This window comes from Amycolatopsis palatopharyngis (assembly GCF_003385185.1).
Taxonomy (GTDB): domain Bacteria; phylum Actinomycetota; class Actinomycetes; order Mycobacteriales; family Pseudonocardiaceae; genus Amycolatopsis; species Amycolatopsis palatopharyngis.
The window spans coordinates 16894-34918 of the sequence record NZ_PQHZ01000057.1; the positions used below are offsets into that span (position 1 = coordinate 16894).

16 protein-coding genes are annotated in these 18025 nt (G+C 69.9%); 9 read left to right on the forward strand and 7 right to left on the reverse strand.

What is annotated here, in order from left to right:
- The first annotated feature begins 45 nt into the window (after nucleotides 1-45).
- The 9 genes from D0C15_RS28905 to D0C15_RS28950 all read left to right on the forward strand — a co-directional run bounded on the left by D0C15_RS28905 (nucleotide 46) and on the right by D0C15_RS28950 (nucleotide 11082).
- Entirely contained in the window at nucleotides 46-1212 is a 1167-nt protein-coding gene (locus D0C15_RS28905; RefSeq protein ID WP_116051291.1) for an acyl-CoA dehydrogenase family protein, read from the forward strand.
- Nucleotides 1199-3289: an acetate--CoA ligase family protein gene (locus tag D0C15_RS28910; protein ID WP_116051292.1), complete on the forward strand. Its 2091-nt coding sequence runs from the start codon at nucleotides 1199-1201 to the stop codon at nucleotides 3287-3289. Before D0C15_RS28905 ends, D0C15_RS28910 begins: the two co-directional genes overlap by 14 nt.
- The gene (locus D0C15_RS28915; protein ID WP_116051293.1) at nucleotides 3286-4110 is read left to right on the forward strand and encodes an SDR family oxidoreductase; all 825 of its coding nucleotides are present in this window, start codon (nucleotides 3286-3288) and stop codon (nucleotides 4108-4110) included. Before D0C15_RS28910 ends, D0C15_RS28915 begins: the two co-directional genes overlap by 4 nt.
- Entirely contained in the window at nucleotides 4097-5506 is a 1410-nt protein-coding gene (locus D0C15_RS28920; protein WP_116051294.1) for an aldehyde dehydrogenase family protein, read from the forward strand. The genes D0C15_RS28915 and D0C15_RS28920 overlap by 14 nt, the downstream gene beginning before the upstream one ends.
- Nucleotides 5507-5762: 256 nt before the next feature.
- A complete protein-coding gene (locus tag D0C15_RS34825) occupies nucleotides 5763-5942 on the forward strand; it encodes an RGCVC family protein (protein ID WP_116051296.1) in 180 nt (59 codons plus the stop codon).
- A 114-nt stretch (nucleotides 5943-6056) separates the two neighbouring features.
- Nucleotides 6057-8618, forward strand: a complete 2562-nt coding sequence (locus D0C15_RS28935; protein WP_116051297.1) for an ABC transporter permease — start codon at nucleotides 6057-6059, stop codon at nucleotides 8616-8618.
- Nucleotides 8611-9294: an ABC transporter ATP-binding protein gene (locus D0C15_RS28940; protein WP_116051298.1), complete on the forward strand. Its 684-nt coding sequence runs from the start codon at nucleotides 8611-8613 to the stop codon at nucleotides 9292-9294. The genes D0C15_RS28935 and D0C15_RS28940 overlap by 8 nt, the downstream gene beginning before the upstream one ends.
- A complete protein-coding gene (locus tag D0C15_RS28945) occupies nucleotides 9291-9965 on the forward strand; it encodes an ABC transporter ATP-binding protein (protein ID WP_116051299.1) in 675 nt (224 codons plus the stop codon). Before D0C15_RS28940 ends, D0C15_RS28945 begins: the two co-directional genes overlap by 4 nt.
- 37 nt (nucleotides 9966-10002) lie before the next feature.
- Nucleotides 10003-11082 (forward strand): GDSL-type esterase/lipase family protein, encoded by a 1080-nt coding sequence (locus D0C15_RS28950; protein ID WP_116051300.1) that lies wholly within the window; start codon nucleotides 10003-10005, stop codon nucleotides 11080-11082.
- Nucleotides 11083-11118: 36 nt separating this feature from the next.
- Here the strand turns inward: D0C15_RS28950 and D0C15_RS28955 are convergent, their stop codons facing one another.
- The 7 genes from D0C15_RS28955 to D0C15_RS28985 form a co-directional block, all read right to left on the reverse strand.
- The gene (locus D0C15_RS28955; protein WP_116051301.1) at nucleotides 11119-11700 is read right to left on the reverse strand and encodes a TetR/AcrR family transcriptional regulator; all 582 of its coding nucleotides are present in this window, start codon (nucleotides 11698-11700) and stop codon (nucleotides 11119-11121) included.
- Nucleotides 11700-12020: a DMT family transporter gene (locus D0C15_RS28960; protein WP_116051302.1), complete on the reverse strand. Its 321-nt coding sequence runs from the start codon at nucleotides 12018-12020 to the stop codon at nucleotides 11700-11702. Before D0C15_RS28960 ends, D0C15_RS28955 begins: the two co-directional genes overlap by 1 nt.
- Before the next feature lie 171 nt (nucleotides 12021-12191).
- Complete coding sequence (locus tag D0C15_RS28965) at nucleotides 12192-12647, reverse strand: Lrp/AsnC family transcriptional regulator (RefSeq protein WP_116051303.1); 456 nt, start codon at nucleotides 12645-12647, stop codon at nucleotides 12192-12194.
- Entirely contained in the window at nucleotides 12644-13789 is a 1146-nt protein-coding gene (locus D0C15_RS28970; RefSeq protein ID WP_116051304.1) for a M24 family metallopeptidase, read from the reverse strand. The genes D0C15_RS28965 and D0C15_RS28970 overlap by 4 nt, the downstream gene beginning before the upstream one ends.
- Before the next feature lie 205 nt (nucleotides 13790-13994).
- A complete protein-coding gene (locus tag D0C15_RS28975) occupies nucleotides 13995-16409 on the reverse strand; it encodes a CHAT domain-containing protein (protein WP_245976368.1) in 2415 nt (804 codons plus the stop codon).
- Between the two features lie 236 nt (nucleotides 16410-16645).
- Entirely contained in the window at nucleotides 16646-17122 is a 477-nt protein-coding gene (locus D0C15_RS28980; protein WP_116051305.1) for a carboxypeptidase regulatory-like domain-containing protein, read from the reverse strand.
- A complete protein-coding gene (locus D0C15_RS28985; RefSeq protein WP_116051306.1) occupies nucleotides 17119-17724 on the reverse strand; it encodes an RNA polymerase sigma factor in 606 nt (201 codons plus the stop codon). Before D0C15_RS28985 ends, D0C15_RS28980 begins: the two co-directional genes overlap by 4 nt.
- Between the last annotated feature and the right edge of the window lie 301 nt (nucleotides 17725-18025).

The following is an 18025-nucleotide window of genomic DNA, read 5'->3' on the forward strand; positions in this document are numbered from 1 at the left end:
CTCGTCATCGCTGTCCGACCAGTAGCCCTCGACCCAGGAGTCGCCGTGCGCCTTCCCACCGAGCTGATCGACCTCAGCTCAGAACAGAACGACATCCTCGATCTCTGCCGCACGTTCGCCACGGAGCAGATCCGGCCGATCGCCCGCGCGGTCGACGAGGCGGACACCGAAGTTCCGTGGAACATCTGGTACGCCGCCGCTGACGTCGGGCTGACCTCGTTCATGCTGCCCGAGTCATACGGTGGCGGCGGCTACACCGATGTCTTCACGCAGTGCCTCGTGCAGGAAGAGCTCTGCACCGGCGACCTCGCCATCGGCAACCTGCTCACCGCCAACGGGTTCTTCGCCCATCCGGTGCTGGAACTCGGTACCGCGGAACAGAGAACCCGGTTCCTCACGCCGCTGACCCGGCAGCGCCCGCCCATGACCTCGGTGGCGGTCACCGAGCCGGACACGGGTTCCGACGCCGCCGGGCTGAGCACCCGCGCCGTGGCAAAGGGTGATCGTTACGTGCTCTCCGGCAGGAAGGCGTGGATCTCCAACGCCGGAGCCTCGGAGTACTACGTCGTCTTCGCCACCGTCGATCCGCGACTGCGCTCCCGGGGGGTGACCGCGTTCGTGGTGCAAAAGGACACGCCCGGTCTCTCCGTCTCCGCGCCATGGCCCAAGATGGGCCAGCGGGCCCTGATCAACGCGGAGGTCGTGCTGGACGAAGTCGAGGTCGGCGCGGACGATCGCCTCGGTGACGAGGGTGCAGGCTTCGCCGGGCTGATGCACACCTTCGACCGGTCCAGGACGATCCTCGCCGCTGCCGCCACCGGCGTCGCCCGTGCGGCCACCGAATACGCGACCGAGTACGCGCAGCAGCGCAAGCAGTTCGGCAAACCGATCATCGAACACCAGGCCGTCGCCTTCCGCCTCGCCGAGATGGCCACCCGCGTCGAGTCCTCCCGGCTGATGACCTGGCGCGCCGCCAAGCGGATCGATGCGGGCCTACCCGCCGCGCGGGAGTCCGCGATGGCCAAACTCGTCGCGTCCGAGACCGCGATGTACGCCACCTGGGCCGCCGTCCAGACCCTGGGCGGCTGGGGTTACTCCCGGGAGTTCCTGGTGGAGAAGTGGATGCGCGACGCCAAGCTGGAGGAGATCGAGGAAGGCACCTCCGACATCCAGCGCCTGATCATCTCCCGGAGCCTCGATGACCGCGCTTGAGTCTGTTGTGGACAACGTCGGCGCGAAAGGCCTCGATCAGCTGTGGCGTCCTGGATCGGTCGCGGTCGTCGGCGCCAGTGACGATCCGGCGAAATGGGGACACTGGCTCGCCTCCGGTGCCCTGTCCGGGCGAGAGCTGCGCCGGGTCCACCTGGTGAACCACAACGGGACCCGGGTGTGCGGAACACCCACGGTTCGAAGTCTCCGCGAGGTCGGCGGCCCGGTGGACCTCGCCGTGATCGCCGTGCCCGTACCGGCCGTGGCGGACGCGGTCGATGCGGCCCTCGACACGGGTGCACGGGCGCTGCTGGTGATCACCGACGGGCTGCACCGGCTACCCCGGCGGCCCGATCTGGCCGACGAACTGGCGGAGCGGGCCCGCGCGGCAGGTGTCCGGCTCGTGGGGCCGAGCTCACTGGGCATCGCCGACACCGCCGCCCGGCTGCAGCTGGCCTGGGGCCGGTTCGTCCAGGGACCGGTCGCGGTGGTGACCCAGAGCGGGCAGGTGGGCTCCGAACTCGCCGCGATGCTGGCCAGGCACGGATCCGGGGTCTCCCGGTTCGCCTCGGTCGGCAGACAGGTCGACGTCACCACCGAGGAACTGCTCGCGTCCCTCGTGACCGATGAGCCGACCCGCGCCGTCCTGACCTACCTGGAGGACGTGCGCGATCCGAGAGCCTTCCTGGAGGCCGCCACCGCACTGCGCGCGGCGGGTAAACCCCTCGTCGTGCTGGCCGCCGGTACGAGCGCCGCGGGTAGCGCCGCGGCGCGGTCGCACACCGGTGCGCTCACCGGCAGTATCGACGTGCTCGATGCCGCATGCCGGGCGGCGGGCGCGGTCCGTGCCGGCACACCGGCGCACGCCGCGGCACTGGCACACGCGTTGGCGCTCGGTACCCGTCCACAGGGCAGGCGGATCGCGGTGATCTCCGACTCGGGCGGGCAGGCGGCACTGGCCGCGGACGTCGCGGCCACGGCCGGGCTCACCGTGGCACCACTGGACGCCGAAGCCGGCGAACGAGTCCGCACACTGCTGCCGGACGCCGCACAGTCCAACCCGATCGATCTCGCGGGCGCGGGTGAGCAGGACATGACCGTGTACGCCCGTGCGGCCGAGGCGGTCGCGGACAGTGTGGACGCCGTGCTGCTCACCGGCTACTTCGGACGGTTCGGAGAGGACAGTCCGAGTCTGGCGGACGCCGAGCGCCTGGTCGCCGAACGGCTCACTCGGCTCACCACGAAGGTCCCCGTCCTCGTGCACAGCATGGCGGACGAACCGATCACGACAGGAACCCTCACCGGGGGCGGTGTTCCGGTGTTCGCCGATGTGCGGACCACCCTGCTCGCCCTCGCGGGCAGTGCGGAGTGGACCGGAGCACGGCCACGCGCGTTGCCGCCGGTGCCGGCAGCCACTCCCCCGCCCGGCGGTGACGCGTCCTACCTCGCCGCCCGTGAGGTGCTGATGCGGGCCGGTGTGCCGATGGCCGACGCGGCCACGGCGAACTCCGCCGCCGAGGCGGTCGAGATCAGCAGACGCTGGCCGGGCCGGACCGTGTTGAAAGTCGCGGAGCTGGCACACAAGACCGAGGTCGGCGGCGTGGTGTTGGGCCTGCGGACCGAGGAGGAGGTCGCGGCGGCCTACCGCGAACTGACCCATCGTCTCGCGGTGCCCAGCCTGGTCGTGGAGCGCATGGACGAGCGCCCCGGGGTCGTGGAGATGCTCGTCGGAGTCAGGCGCGACCCGGTGTTCGGCCCGGTGATCGTCGTCGGCACGGGTGGGGTCACCGCGGAACTGTGGCGGGACACCGCTCTCGAACTGGCCCCGGTGACCGAAGAGCAGGCCGCACGGATGCTCACCCGGCTGCGCGGCTACCCGCTGCTGCTCGGGTGGCGCGGCGCTCCCGGCACGGATCTGGCCGCCCTCGCCCGATGTGTCGCGGCGGTGTCCCGCATTCCGCGGGCCGAGCCGCACGTCGCGGCCTGCGAGATCAACCCACTGCGAGTGGCGCCCGACGGCGTTGTCGCCGTGGACGCACTGCTGACGTGGAACGGTATGACAGAGGAGATGTACCGATGACCGACCCCGCCAGCCCCTTCTCCGGACGCGTCGCCGTCGTCACCGGCGGTGGTTCCGGTATCGGCAGGGCCGTCGCGACCCGCTACGGCGCCGGTGGCGGCACCGTGGTCGTCTGCGGGCGGCGCCGAGAGCCGTTGCAGGAGACCGCCGAACAGATCAGGGCCGCGGGCGGGGAGGCCGATGCCGTCGTCCTCGATGTGCGGGACGCCGACGCCGTCGCCACCGCGTTCGCGACCGTTCGTGAGCGGCACGGGCGAATCGACGCACTCGTCAACAACGCCGCGGGCAACTTCGTCTGCCCCGGCGAGAAGCTCAGTCCCGGCGGCTGGCGAGCCGTCATCGACATCGTGTTGAACGGGACGTTTCACTGCACGCGGGCCGCGGCGGACACGATGCTCGGGCAAGGCTCCGGCAGCGTGCTCTCGGTTATCGCCAGCTATGCCTGGCACGGTCATCCCGGCACGGTGCACAGCGCGGCAGCCAAGGCGGGAGTGCTCGCCATGACCCGAACCCTGGCCGTGGAGTGGGCGGACCGTGGAGTCCGGCTGAACTGCATCGCTCCCGGTCCCACGGAGACGGCGGGCGCGGGCGCGGCACTGTGGGCCGAGCCCGCCAGTCGCGAGCGGGTGCTCGCGAGCGTGCCGCAGGCCAGGACGGCGGGCACCGGCGAGATCGCCGAGGCCGCGGCTTTCCTGCTGGACGATCGCGCCGCCTACATCACCGGCGAGGTACTGACCGTGGACGGCGGCCAATGGCTCGGCAAACAGGTCTACGGCACCCCACTGGCGCAGTTGCGGGAGGCTGGCGATGATCGGCGCTGAGTACCAGGGAGACGTGTTCGTCGACGGCGTCTGGCGGCCGGTCCCGGCGAAGGTCGCGGTGCACGATCCCGCGACCGGAGCCGTCGTCGGCCACGCCGCGGACGCCGGGGCCGGGGACGCCGACCGGGCGGTCGCCGCCGCGGCACGGCAGTTGCCAGTATGGGCGGAGGTGCCGTACCCGGCGCGCGCGGCCGTGCTCGCGGATCTGGCGGGCCGGTTGCGGGAGCGGCGTGCGGAGTTGATCGACACGGTGGTCGCCGAGGTCGGTTGCCCGGTCACCGTCACCGCCGAGTTCCAGGTGGACGTGGCGATCGAGGTGGTGGAGCACTACGCCGCACTCGTTCGCACCAGGACGGGGCGCGAGGAGGTGGCCAACTCGGTACTGCATGAGGTGCCCGCCGGTGTGGTCGCCACGATCACGCCGTGGAACTACCCGCTGTACCAGCTGGCGGCCAAGGTGGCCCCGGCACTCGCGGCAGGCTGCACGGTCGTCGCCAAGCCTGCCGAGCTGACTCCGTTGAGCGCGTACCTGTTCGCCGAGGCGATCTCCGAGACCGCGTTGCCACCCGGTGTGTTCAACCTGGTACCCGGTTCCGGTCGCGTCGTCGGTGCGGCGCTGGCGGCGCACCCGGACGTCGACGTGGTCTCCTTCACCGGCTCCACAGCGGTGGGCACGCAGGTGATGGCCGCGGCCGCGGGTTCGGTCAAGCGGGTCTGCCTCGAACTCGGCGGCAAGTCCGCCAGCGTCGTGCTGCCGGAGGCGGACATCGAGGAAGCGGTGGCCGCGACGGTCGCCTCGGCCACTCTGAACTCCGGGCAGACGTGTAGTGCGTGGACCCGGCTGGTCGTGCCGGAGCACCACTACTCCATGGTGCTGGAGCAGGCCGAGGCAGGAATGCGAGCGGTGCGCGTGGGCGATCCCCGCGATGCGGGGACTGAGAACGGGCCGTTGGTTTCGGCCGACCAGCGGGAGCGGGTGGCCGGCTTCGTCAGCAGAGCGGAGGCGAGCGGGGCCCGGGTACTCGGGCGGCGCGGCGACCTGCCCGGGTACGGGCACTACTGTTCCCCGCTCGTTGTCGCGGATTCCGCTCCGGACTGGGAGATCGCGCAGGAGGAGGTGTTCGGGCCCGTGCTCGTGGTGCTGCCCTACCGCACCGAGGTCGAAGCACTGCGAATCGCCACCGGAACGCGGTATGGGTTACATGGCGCGGTCTGGGGTGAGCCTGAACGAGCGGCGGACCTCGCGCGGCGGATGCGGACCGGTCAGGTCGACGTGAACGGTGCCGCCGCCACCCTGCGGGCCCCGTTCGGTGGCCTCAAGCAGTCGGGCATCGGTCGCGAACTCGGCCTCGAAGGACTACGCGAGTTCGTCGAGTTGGTCGCGGTGCAGCGGTAGCCCGCTACCCTGCACTCCCCCGCTGAACCTGGCGTGTCCACCGGTTATCGCATCGCTGCCGTCGGCGGAGACCGCGAACTCGCCGGACGGCCACGCGCGGGCGGCGCCGACTCCGGCGGACGCACGGGGCGCGGCGGTGTGCGGCCGTCCGCGACACCTGGTCAGGTGTAGCCTGAAAGAGCGCGAAACTATCGCCACGGTCTCCCGGTGCCATTCGCACCGCTTGATTTCGAGCACAAGCACGAACGGGAGCGGTATGCCCACGACCGACGCGAATCCAAGCGCCTCCAGCACCGGCGAGTACCGCACGAACGGGTGCGCGGCCTGCGATCACCCACTGAGTACGCACGACCAGATCGCGAACCGCTTCTGCCGCGCCACCACCGCCGGTTCGTATCGGCGCGGTTGCGTCTGCACGACACGTAACAAATCCTGATCTGCGCGAACTGCCGCGACGAGTTCTCCGGCTCGCGAAACGGAGCAGGTTTCTGCAGGCCGGTTCCGCCAAGTCACCACCACGCCGTCCTTCGTTTGGGTAGCGTTCGGCGGTATGCGAAGACTGCCGTGGCGGGCGGCTCCCCGGGCGGCGCTGGCAAGCCCTCTGACCTTGGTCGCCGCCACCGTGACCGCGTTACTGGCGTGCTTTCTGGCCTCTGCCACCGTGCTGCACGCCTCGGCCGCAAGCGGAGCCGCCGTCGACTACCAGTCGGAAAGCGCCTGCCCCGACGCGCACGGACCAACCGTCACCGGCCGGGCGATCTATTTCGAGGACATTCCCCGTATCGCCGACACGGTTCGGCGAAACGCCGCCGAGCACGGTTTCGGCACGCCGCAGATCGCCATGTACACCCCGAATCTGCCGAACGTCGAGTTCGGCGGCACGAGTTACAAGACCAGACTCGGTTACACCGACGGCGGCATCGAGCGTCTCCAGATCATCAACGGTGATCCAGGCCGTCCTGGACTGTCGATGGGTGGCAATCTCGCACTGCAGGAGCAGATTCCGGTCGGCACCAGGGGCCAGCGCGGTTCGATGCCGCCGATCGTCAGCCTGCACACCGATCTCGAAGAACCCGTGCCGCGCTGGTGGTGTTCGCAACGAGACATGGCCGTACAGCAGCGAATCATCGATCCGCCCGGTGGTGCGGTGGTCTTCGCCAACAACAGGGAGGATTTCGTCGCCGCCGCGCGTGCGGCGGGTTCCGACGGAGTCGAGTGGCTCAACATAACCTTCCCCGGGCCCGCACCGCGCACGCTGGACGAGGCCTACGACCAGGCGCGCAGGTCCGAGGCCGCGGTCGGCGAAACCCGGGCGGAACTGGAACGTCTTGACCTGGCCGGCGGGATCAATGCCGGCGTGCCGTTCGCACGTTCTGTGGAGATCGCGCAGAAGGCGCAGACGAACGTGCTCGGCTCCATCCTTCCGCTGGCGCTGATCAGCGTCCTGGTCGCCATCGCCGGAGTCGGCACCGTCGGTCTGCAGTGGTACCAGCGACGACACAGTGTGGCTCGGCTGCTCGCCGCGCGCGGTACGAGCCCGGCGGGTATCGGCCTTCTCGCCGTGGCCGAACTCGGTCTGCCTCTGGTGGCGGGCGGTGTGTCCGGATCGGCTCTCGCGTGGCTACTGCTCGACAGCTACGGCCCGCCGGGCTCCGCGAGCGCAACCGCGGCGGCGACCGCCGCCGGGGCGGCCGGGGCCGTCCTGCTGTTCGCACTCGGACTACTCGCGGCGGTAGTAGCGCGTCGCACCCACCGTGAGTTCCAACTCGGCCGCCTGCACGGAACGGGCCGTGGCCGGATCCTGCTCTGGATCCCCTGGGAACTGGTGACCGCGGCCCTTGCACTGATCGGCTGGCTCCGGCTCGTGCGCTACCGCCAGTCGTCCGGATCGCTCAACCCCCTGCCCCAGGTGGACCCGATCGCCCTGACCTACCCGGTATTCGTCGTCCTCACGGCCGCGCTGATCGCCGCGCGACTGGCCTGGCTGATACTGCGCCTCTCCCCTCGCGCCGTGTTCTGGTCCCGGCCCACCCTGCAACTGGCGATCCGGCGAATGGCCAGCGCACGGGCTCCAGTGGTCGCCGTACTGACGATCGGTGTCGTCGCCATCGGCACGCTGTCGGCGGGAAACGCGATCGCGGACGCGCAACGGCAGTCACTCGACACCAAGTCCGGCACGTTCGTCGGCGCCAACTCACGCGTGGACACCGAGCAACCGGTAGGGCTGGGTGAAACCCCGCTGCCCGCGCCACTTCGCGACAGCAGCACCGTGGTCGGTGAGCTGACCGGTACCGGCAGCGTCGTGCTGGTCGTCGAACCCGCCAAGATCGGCTCGGTGGCTTGGCTGGACGGAGTCCCGGACGCCGGAGCACTGTTGCGAACGCTCGACGGGGCCACCGGCCCCGGCACTCCCGCCATCCGGGTGGGGCACACGCCGGAACAGTCGGCCGCGCTTCCCGGCCTTCCCGACGCCAACCCCGTCGCGGACGTGCCGGTGTTCCCGATCATCGGCTCGCAGCCCGGATATGTCATCTCCCGGGACGCGCTCACGCCGGACCAACTCGACTCCGTACCGCGCTGGAGCATCCTGTCCTCGTGGTCGCTGGACGATTTGTCCGTGGCACTGGCCGATGGGGGAATCCTCCAGCTGAACCCGATGAGCCGCGCGACCGCGCTCGACGCGTTGCCGTTCTACGTCGTGGAGTGGAGCTTCGCCTACGTCACCATGCTCGGGGCCGTACTCGGCCTCGTCGCGGCACTGGCCCTGCTCGTGGCCGTCGAGGTACGCAGGAGACAGAACGCCCTCGCGGGTGCACTCGTGTTGCGGATGGGGTTGCGCCCACGTGCCCTGCTCGGCAGCTACATCCTGGAAGTGGGTGCGCTCGCCGGACTCGCCGTGCTGACCGGCGTCGTTTGCGGAGCGGCCGTCGCCGGGATCTCGGTGCCCCGGTTCGATCCTGCCGGGTGGCTGGCCCCGCGGTCGGAACTGCCCGACCTCACCCCGTTCGTGCTGGGTGTGTTCGCGGCCGGCGCCATCGTCGTGGCCCTCGCCGGTTGGCTCGCGATGCGCTCGGTGCGCACCGCCCGGACCGCGGAGTTGCTACGTGCCTAGCCCGGAACACGTCTTCGACCTGCACGAGGTCGGCGTCGACTACGTCACCCCCGCGGGCGTCGTGAGCGGAGTGCACGACGTCACGCTCGCCGTGCCCTCGGCCGGCATCACGGTACTGGCCGGCCCGTCCGGCTCGGGGAAATCCACGCTGCTGCGGGTGCTGGGCCTGTTCGAACAGCCCGCAAGGGGCCGCCTGTGCTTTCGGGGGACCGACGTCGGCGGCCTCGGCCACGCGGGACGCAGGGCCATCCGTCGCCGCGACCTCAGTCAGGTGTTCCAGAACCCGACCGACAACCTGCTGGACTATCTCAGTGCCGGCAAGAACCTGCGGGCGGCAGCCGAATCCGCGAACCGGGATTGCGACTCCGAGGCACTTCTCGATCAGCTCGGGCTCGGCGGAACGGCTTCGTGGCCGGTAACCGCGTTGTCCGGCGGGCAGCAGCAACGGCTGGCGTTCGGTTGCGCACTCGCGCGCGGGTCCTCGGTGATCCTCGCGGACGAACCGACGTCACAACTGGACGAGCAGTCGGCCGATCTGGTGCTCGACACCTTGCGCGACCTGGCCCGCCACGACGTCGCGCTGGTCGTCACCTCGCACGACGAGCGACTGATCGAGCTGGGTACGCGGGTGGTCCGGCTGACCGCGGGACGAGTGGACGAGAACGGGGACCCATGACCGAACTGGCACATCCTGCCGTGCACGCCGTCGATCTGCACCGGCGGTTCCCACATCCGAGCGGCGCGGTATCGGTACTGCGGGGCCTGGAGTTGCGGGTGTCGCGGGGAGAACTGGTGACCGTGTCCGGCAGATCCGGTTCGGGCAAGAGTTCCCTGCTGGCCCTGCTCTGCGGGTTCGACTCACCAGACTCGGGCACGGTCCTGCTCGACGGAGAGCCGATGAACGGGGCACCTTCCTGGCACACCTGCGCGGTTCTGCCCCAGGCGCTCGGACTCGCCACCGAGCTGACCGTGGCCGAGAACGTCGCCTTGCCGCTGCGGCTCCGCCCCGACCTTCGGCTCAGCGCCGCGGCGATCACCGACAGGGTGCGCGAACTGCTCACCGAGCTGGGGGTGGGTGAGCTGGGCGAGCGTTACCCGCTGGAGGTCTCCTTCGGGCAACAGCAACGGGTGGCGCTGGCCAGAGCGGTCAGTGGCAGGCCGGCCGTGCTGCTCATCGACGAACCGACCGCGCATCTCGACGCCGGCAGCACTCCCGCCGTGCTGCGGATGCTGCGCAGGTGCGCCGACGAAGGCGCGGCGCTGATCGTGGCGACACATGACGAAGCCGTGCACCGGATCGCCGATCGCAGGGTCGGGCTCCGAGAAGGAGTCCTGATCGACATGTGATCTGGGATGCCGCCGCGCTTCCGTAGTATCAACAGTGATGCGACGGTACAGGTGGTGGTTCGGGGGGCTGGCGCTGACGGCGGTCGTCGTCCTCGTCGCGGTGTTCGCACTTCTCGGGCGGCAGTCACCGGGCCCGCAGGACGATCTACCCGGCCCGCCTGGCACCGGACCGCTCACCGTCGTGGCCATGGGAGACAGCACGCTGTCCGGTGAAGGGGCGGGAAACTACCTGCCGGAGACCAACGGGTTGAACGGGAACTGGTGTCATCGCTCGCCCAACGCCTCCGTGCACAAGATCGATCTGCCCGGCCCGGAGGAGACGATCAACCTGGCCTGCTCCGGGGCGCCGTCGGCCCAGGTCGCCCTCGGCGACATCAGGCAGTGGACCGAACCGTCGCAGGCCCAGCGACTCGCCGAGCTGACAAAGACCCACCGTGTTTCCGCCGTCGTCGTCGCCCTCGGCGCGAACGACGACCCACATTTCTCCGGTCTGATCTCGGAGTGCTTCCGCGCATGGTTCAGCGATCGTGTTCCGCCCTGCAGCGACCGCGTCAAGGCCGACTGGCAGCGGCGAGTCGACGCGATGGTGCCGAAGGTCGTCGGAGCGGTCGAGGACATCCGCAAAGTCCTGCGCCGCGCCGGGTATGACACCGAGGACTATCAGCTGGTCCTGCAGTCCTACGCGGCACCGATCGGGCCGGACATTCCCGAGGAGTACCGCTCACTCAACGGCTGTCCATTCCGGATCGAGGATCTGCGATGGGTCAAGCAGGAGGCCGTCAAGACCCTCGCCGCGGGTTTACGGGAGGCCGCCGCGCAGACCTCGGCCCGGTTCCTCGACTTCTCCTCCGCCGGCTACGGGCACGAGGCCTGCAGCGGCGGCGACGACCCGAGCTCGGAGTGGTTCAGCAGGCTCACCGTGCAGTGGACCGACCTCACCGACGCCGATCGTGCGGGGCACGCGATCCAGGATTCCTTTCACCCCAACGCCGCGGGACACGCACAGTTCGCGAGGTGTGTCACCGAGTTCCTCGGCACGGCCGACCCAGCCGCGGCCTGCCTCGAAGGCGACGACGGCCGGCTGCATGCCGCGACGGTGGCAGGACCGCTGAACTGAGCTGGCCGTGACCGCCCGGGCACGTGGCCGCGATCGTCATCCAGGCAGTACACAGGCGATGAGGTCGCGCAGCTCGCGACGGTCCGGGGCGCGGTCGGCGAGCAGGCAACGCAGGCTCAGCCCGTCGAGCAGGGCGGTGAGGGCCGATGCGCGGACAGGACCGACGAGCCCGGCCAGCGTTGCGGCGACGGCGTCGTTGTATCGGTTCGCCGTCGCCCGTAGCGCCGGTCGGCGCAACGCGGCCAGGTACAGCTCATAACAGACGATCGACCGGGTGCGCCAATCGCCGAAACAGTAGTCGAGCACGCGATCGGCCAGCATGCCCTCGAGATCGGCTTCCTGTTTCCCGGACGGCAACCAGCCGGCCTCGTGCGCCAGAAACCGGTCGGTCGCCCGTTCCAGCGCCACTTGGATCAGATCGTCACGGGAGGCGAAGTGATACGTCGTCGATCCGAGCGGAACATCGGCGCGTTGCGCGACCGCCCTGTGCGTCAACGCCTCGATGCCGAGTTCGGCGATCACCGCTTCGGCGGCGTCGGCGATACGCTCGCGCCGATGGGGGTCGTGTCGCCGGGCACGCCGTGGCTGCCCGCGTCGTGTCTCAGCCGGGCGCGACATCAGTGCGCACCACCGAGATTGAGCACCACCACTCCCCCGATGACCAGCACGATCCCGGCCACCTTCGTCCAGGTGAACGCCTCTCCGAGCAGCAGCACGCCGATGATCGCGACGAGCGCCGTACCCAGTCCGGCCCACAGCGCGTACGCGGTGCCGACCTCGAAGGATTTGAGGGCGAAGGTCAGGAAGGCGAACGCGGCAAGGTAGCCGACCGCCATCCCGACACTCGGCCACAGGCGGGTGAAGCCTTCCGACAGTTTCATGCAGGTGGTCGCGAAGACCTCGGTGAGGATCGCACTGATCAGGAACACCCAGCTCATCCGTACCACCCTGTCGCTCATCGTGCGGAAACCGACATGTACAAGTGTACATAACGGCGGGGGTGCGGGGCGGGTTGTTCGTCGCGTGATCCGCCGCGCTACAGCGGGCGAAGCCAGCCGTTCAACTCCCGTAACCCGCGGCACTCCGCCCAATCCGGCACATCGCCGGGGTTACAGCGTCGGCGAGCGCCCCTCGAACGGCGTGGACAGTACGACGGTTGTCCGGGTGGACACCTTGGCGACCTCGCGAATCCGCCGCAGCAGGTCCTCCAGACCGAGCGGCGACGCGACCCTGACCAGCAGGATGTAGGACTCGTCCCCGGCCACGGAGTAGCACGACTCGATCTCGGTGATGTGTTCCAGCCGCTGCGGATAATCGTCGGGTGCGGCCGGATCGTTGGGGGTCAGCGAGATGAGCGCGGTCAGCGGAAGCCCGATCTGCTCGCCGTCCAGGCGTGCGGTGTAACCGCGAATGACACCGCGCTGTTCCAGTCGCCGGACCCGCTGGTGCACCGCCGACACCGAGAGCCCGACCCGTTCGGCGAGATCGGTGAAACTGCGCCGTCCATCGGCGGCGAGTTCCCTGGCGATCGCCTGGTCGAGAGGTTCCAGAGGGCCGGCGGTCATGCGTCGAGCACGACGAGTTCGTGCGGCCGGTTGTTCAGCGGCTCCACCCCGTCGGCTGTGACGACGACGATGTCCTCGATGCGCGCGCCCCACCGGCCTGCCTGGTAGATCCCCGGCTCGATGCTGAACGCCATGCCCTCTTCGACGGGCAGGTCGTTGCCGCCCATGATGTAGGGCTCCTCGTGCACGTCCAGGCCGATGCCGTGGCCGGTGCGGTGGATGAAGAACTCGCCGAACCCGGCGTCGGCGATGACGTCCCTGGCGGCGCCGTCGATTTGGGCCGCGGTCACGCCGGGGCGCACGATCTCCACGGCCGCGCGCTGGGCCGCGAGCAGGACGGCGTAGGTGTCTTCGACGTCGCTGCCCTTCGGCGATCCGAGCGCGTAGGTACGGGTGGAGTCCGAGTTGTAGCCCTCGGGAATCGGGCCGCCGATGTCGACCACGACGACGTCCCCGCGCTCGATCACCCGGTCGGAGACGTCGTGGTGCGGGCTGGCGCCGTTGGCTCCCGAACCGACGATGACGAACTCGGCCCCGGTGTGGCCCTCGTCGACGATCGCGGCCGCGATGTCGGCGCCCACCTCGGCCTCGGTGCGGCCGGGGCGCAGCCACTCGCCCATCCTGGCGTGCACTCGGTCGATCGCGGCACCGGCCTTGCGCAGCGCCGCGATCTCGGCCTCGTCCTTGCGCATCCGCAGTTCTCGCACCACTGGTCCAGCGAGTGTCTGCTCCGCCGAGCCCAGCGCACCGCGCAGCGCGAGGACGTGCAGGGCGACCATGGTGTCGCTGACAGCCACCCGCCCGGGCGTGCCGAGCCGGTCAGACACCAGCCGGTAGGGGTCCTCGCCGTCGACCCAGGTCACGACCTCGATACCGAGTTCGTCCATGGGAACGTCCGCGTAGCCGGGAGCCTCGAGCTTGGGCAGCACGAGCGCGGGCGGGGCATCGCCCGCGGGAACGACGAGAGTGGTCAGGCGCTCGAACGAGCCGCCAGCCTGGCCGATCAGGTACCGCAGATCGGAGCCCGGAGCGATCAGCAGCGCGTCGGTGTCCGCGTTCGCCGCCGCATCACGGGCGCGGTCAAGGCGGGCACGCAGGCTCGCGACGTCAGGGGCGGGAGTGTGAAGAGAGCGACGCGACATGGCCCGAGCGTAGCCGGAGACGGTAGGTGACTGCCGAGGTGCCCGGGTGCCCCGGCGTAGCGAGGCGCACGCGGAGCGGAGCCTGCGGAGCGAGGCCGATGGGCGCTGTGCGTAGCCGGAGACGGTAGGTGACTGCCGAGGTGCCCGGGTGCCCCGGCGCAGCGAGGCGCACGCGGAGCGGAGCCTGCGAAGCGAGGCCGTCCCGTCAGCCGCAGCCGAGGCACAGGAACGGCCGGCGCAGCGGATCCACCGCGTTCGCCTCCGCCAGCGCCAGCGCGGGGGACACTCCCGACGCCAGCCGCTCGTGCAGGGCGGACATCGTCTCGGCCGCGGCCTGATCACCCACCCTGGCCACCGCTCCGACCACGGTTCTCGCACCGCTGGCCAACAGGGTTCCGGCGAAGCCGAGCGCCTCCTCCCCCGGCCGGATGTGACTCATCGCCAACTCGCACGCGGCGAGCACGACGTGTTCCGGTGGTGCGCCGAGCCGGGTTGTCTCGTGGGCGAAGATGGGGCCGTCAACGAGATCGAGCCGGGAGAACAGTGCGTTCGCCGGTTCGTGGGTGCCGTGCGCGACGAGGTGCGCCAGCCGGGAACCGTCGAGCGCGGCCAGCACCGCTGAGCTGGTCGCGTGTTCGCCGTCGACCACTCCGGCCTGCGGGTACACCGAGCGCAGCTGGCGTACCTCGCCGATCGCCCCGGGCACCCCTGGTCCACCGACGAGCACGACCGGACTCGAAGTGCCGGGCTCCTTCCGGTCCGCGGCCGCCACCCCGGCCGTCGCCGAGGGAACCACCGAAACGGGCCGGGCACGCAGTGAGGGCAGTACCGACCACGGCAGCGAGTAGAGGGGACCGATCGGCACGACCACGAGTTCCCGGTCGCCTATCAACTCCAGCAGTGGCTGGACCAGGAGCCGGTCCAGGAGGTCGGCGCGCCTGCGTGCGGAATTCGCCACGGCGTCGGCGAGTGCCGACGGGAGGTGGTCGGGGGCGAGGGCGTCGAGGTCGGCGTGCAGTTGCCGGGCCGTTTCCTCCGTCTCGGCCAGCGAACCCAGGCGTACGAGCCGGAACCCGCCGTCGCGGGCCACGACGGCGAACAGTTCGCCTTCGCTGGCGGCGAGACTGACCAGCACGCGGTCGCCGAGCCGGCGGGTGATCTCCTCGGGAGCGCACACGGGACGCGGTTTGCCCCATTGGCTGGTGTACCAGCCGAGCCTGCTGGCTTCCCGTTGCAGCCAGGCGTAGCGCTGTTCGAGCGAGCCGACCGGCTTACCCTCGAGCCGGTGCTGCTGCACCGTTCGTTGCACGTGACGCATTTCGTTGATGTGCTTGGCCAGCACCGGGTCTTCGACGGCGGGTAGCGGCTCGTACCGGTACACCTGTGCCCTGGTTCGTTCCTGCCAGGCGAGGACCCGGCGAGCGCCAGCCTGACCGCGGGCCTTCTCCAGCAGCAGCCGGACCGCGAGGCTGCCCAGTTCCTGACCGTGCACGGCGGTTCCGCAGAGCAGGTCGAGCCCGCCCATCCGGTCGCGCGCCCAGCCCAGTTCCGTCAGCCCGGCCCGCGCCTGGGCGAGTGCGGAACGGTGCCTGCCTGTGGCCACCGCCAGCTCCGCCGTGCACAGCCGCAACAACATCCGGTGGTCGACCGGGGTGGTGCGGTGTGGCCGTGGGACGCGCGCGAGTCCCTTCGCGGCGGCATCGAGTGAGCCACGGCGGATCAGCAGCCGGACCGCGAGCAACCGGGCGACGGCGGACTCGTCCCGTAGTCCCAGCCCGGCGAGCCGGTCGGCGAGATCGCCTAGGTCGCTGACCAGCCGGGCAGGGGACCGGGCCAGCGGGCCGTCGAGAATCACGAGGGTTTCGGCACGCAGCCGAGTGAGCATGGCGACCTCGGCCCAGGAGTGGTGGCCCCGCCGCAGAAAACTACGGCGGGCCTCCCGCGCCAATTGCACGGCCGTGTCGAGATCGCCCAGCAGGATGGCCGCGGCGGCACGGGCCACCTGGGCCTCGGCGACGTCCTGGACCACGCCGTTGCGCTGCAGTTCCGTCAGCGCCTCGTCAAGGTGTTTCGCTGCCTCTTCGGCCAGTCCCGCTGTCAGTAAGGCCTTGGCCTGGTCGAGTTGAATCTTCGGCAGCGAACCGGGTCCCTCCTCCGCGAAGATGCGGGCGGCCTGTTCGTAGTGGTCCAGGGCCGCGGGAACATCTCCGACCAGGTGCGCCTGATCGCCGAGGTTGTGCCGGATTTTCGCTTCGAGCAGGCGATAGCCGTGGTTCACCGCCAGGGTCAGGCTTCTCCTGAGATCGGCGAGTGCGGCGTCCGGATGATTCATCAGCAGGTGGACATGCGAGCGGTTGAGCAGATTGCGCGTCAGAAGCAGCCGGTTCTCCGGTATGCGCTCGTCCAACGTGGGCAGGATGACGTCGAGCAGGTCGAGCGCCTCGCGAAGCCGCCCCGTGCGGAACATGATCACGGCGTGCTGCAGGCCTCTCACCGCGGTCAGCGACTCACGGCGTTGGCCATCGGGCAACTGCTCCAGCACTCGGTCGGCGCGAGCGAGGTGAGCCAGCCCTGCCTTCGTGGACACGGTCTCCGCGATCGCGGAGGCAAGGCTGATCATGCTGCGCGCGCGCAGCACCAGAATCTCGATGTCGCTGTCGTCGCGATGCCGGGCATCGAGCTGTCGAAGCCCCTGGGTCAGCAGTCGTGCGGCCTCGGCGGGGCGCTGGTCGGCGGCCGCGCGGGCCGCGCGCTCGTACAGTCGGCGCGCTCGGACGACGGTGGCTGGATCAGGTGGTGAACCGCGCACGGGACCAATAGGAGCACACCTCGCAATTCCACCTGCCGTCCGGCCGACTAAAGAATGACTGTCGGCGTGACGACAGTACGCCCAGAGGCGCTACCGCCGACTGTGACCACGATCTGGGTGGTGCCCCGGGGAACGTGATCGAGCACGAACCGTCCGCCCTCGTCCGCGACGGTGCAGGACGAGCCGTGCTCCGAGACGCGGACCTCCACTCCGAACTCCCCCGCCGGCACCAGCCAGCCGTCGATCCGGTGGTGCATCCCCACGCGCGTGAGGTTGATCATCACGGTGAGGTCGCTGACGGTGAACGTGATCGTGCCCTCGTCGGTTCCGCGTACCCCGGTCAGCGCGTCGGCGCGCTCCCAGCGAGCCACTTCCACGTCCAGGTTCTCCAGCGCGATCGCGAACTGCACGCGTTCGATCAGACCGTCGGGAACCGGATCGACACTGTCGATCAACCGGTCCAGGTCGGCAAGCAGCGTCTCGTCGTCCGGAAACGCGCTGCGTTCCTGCGAGGTCTCGTTCATGCCGTGCCCCCTTCGCGTTCGAGGAGGCCGCGCATCATGATCAGGCAGCGTCCACGTGTTGGTCCGATGCTGCCGTGGGGCATGCGTAAGGCGTCCGCGACCAGACGGTATTCGGTGCGCCCGGCGAGCACGGTCAGCTTGAGCAGCTCCTGGCAGCGCTGCGGCAGTTTGGTGAAGGCGGACCAGAGTCGGCGATCGCGATCGGACCTGAGTGCTTCACCATCAGGTGTCGGCTGGTCGGAGGGCATGTTCTCAGCGAGTTCATCCGTCAGCGGCACCGGTGGGATCTTCCGGCCGTGCACCCGCTGTGCTTCTCGCCGGGCTGTCGTGATCAGCCACGCGGCGAGCGCCCTCGGGTCCTTCAGCTGCTGCAGATGACTGAACAACGCCAGCCACACGGTCTGCACCACGTCTTCGGCGGCGTGCCGGTCGAGTCCGTTACTGCGGGCGACATGCCACAGCAGTGGACTCAACTCCGCGACAAGCCGGTTCATCGCGGCACGGTCGCCTGCCCGCGCGGCATGCAGGCATGCCGCGTACAGCTCGTTGCCCTGCAGGCCCTCCCACGGAGGGTCTGCCTCCACGGTCTGCGCATCGGCCACCGTATGTGCCCCACTTCGGTCGACTGCTGTTGATGTCGGCGGTCGCAGTATCCCGGTCGTATCGCGCTCAGTGAGCACCAAAAGGCAACCTGAATGCATCTCTCACTCGTTCGGAGCAGTAGTTGTAGTTGTTCTGGGGTTGCCGACCGGCGCCGACAGTGTCGGCCCGGCCGGCGTCCCCACCCACCCCAGGCGGATCCTCCCCCGAACCCGCCCGACCCCCTTCGGGGTGGGCCAGCCTCACGTTGACCTGTCCGCCGGCGATCACCCTGCCCCCAAGGCATTTTCCGGCACACGGAAC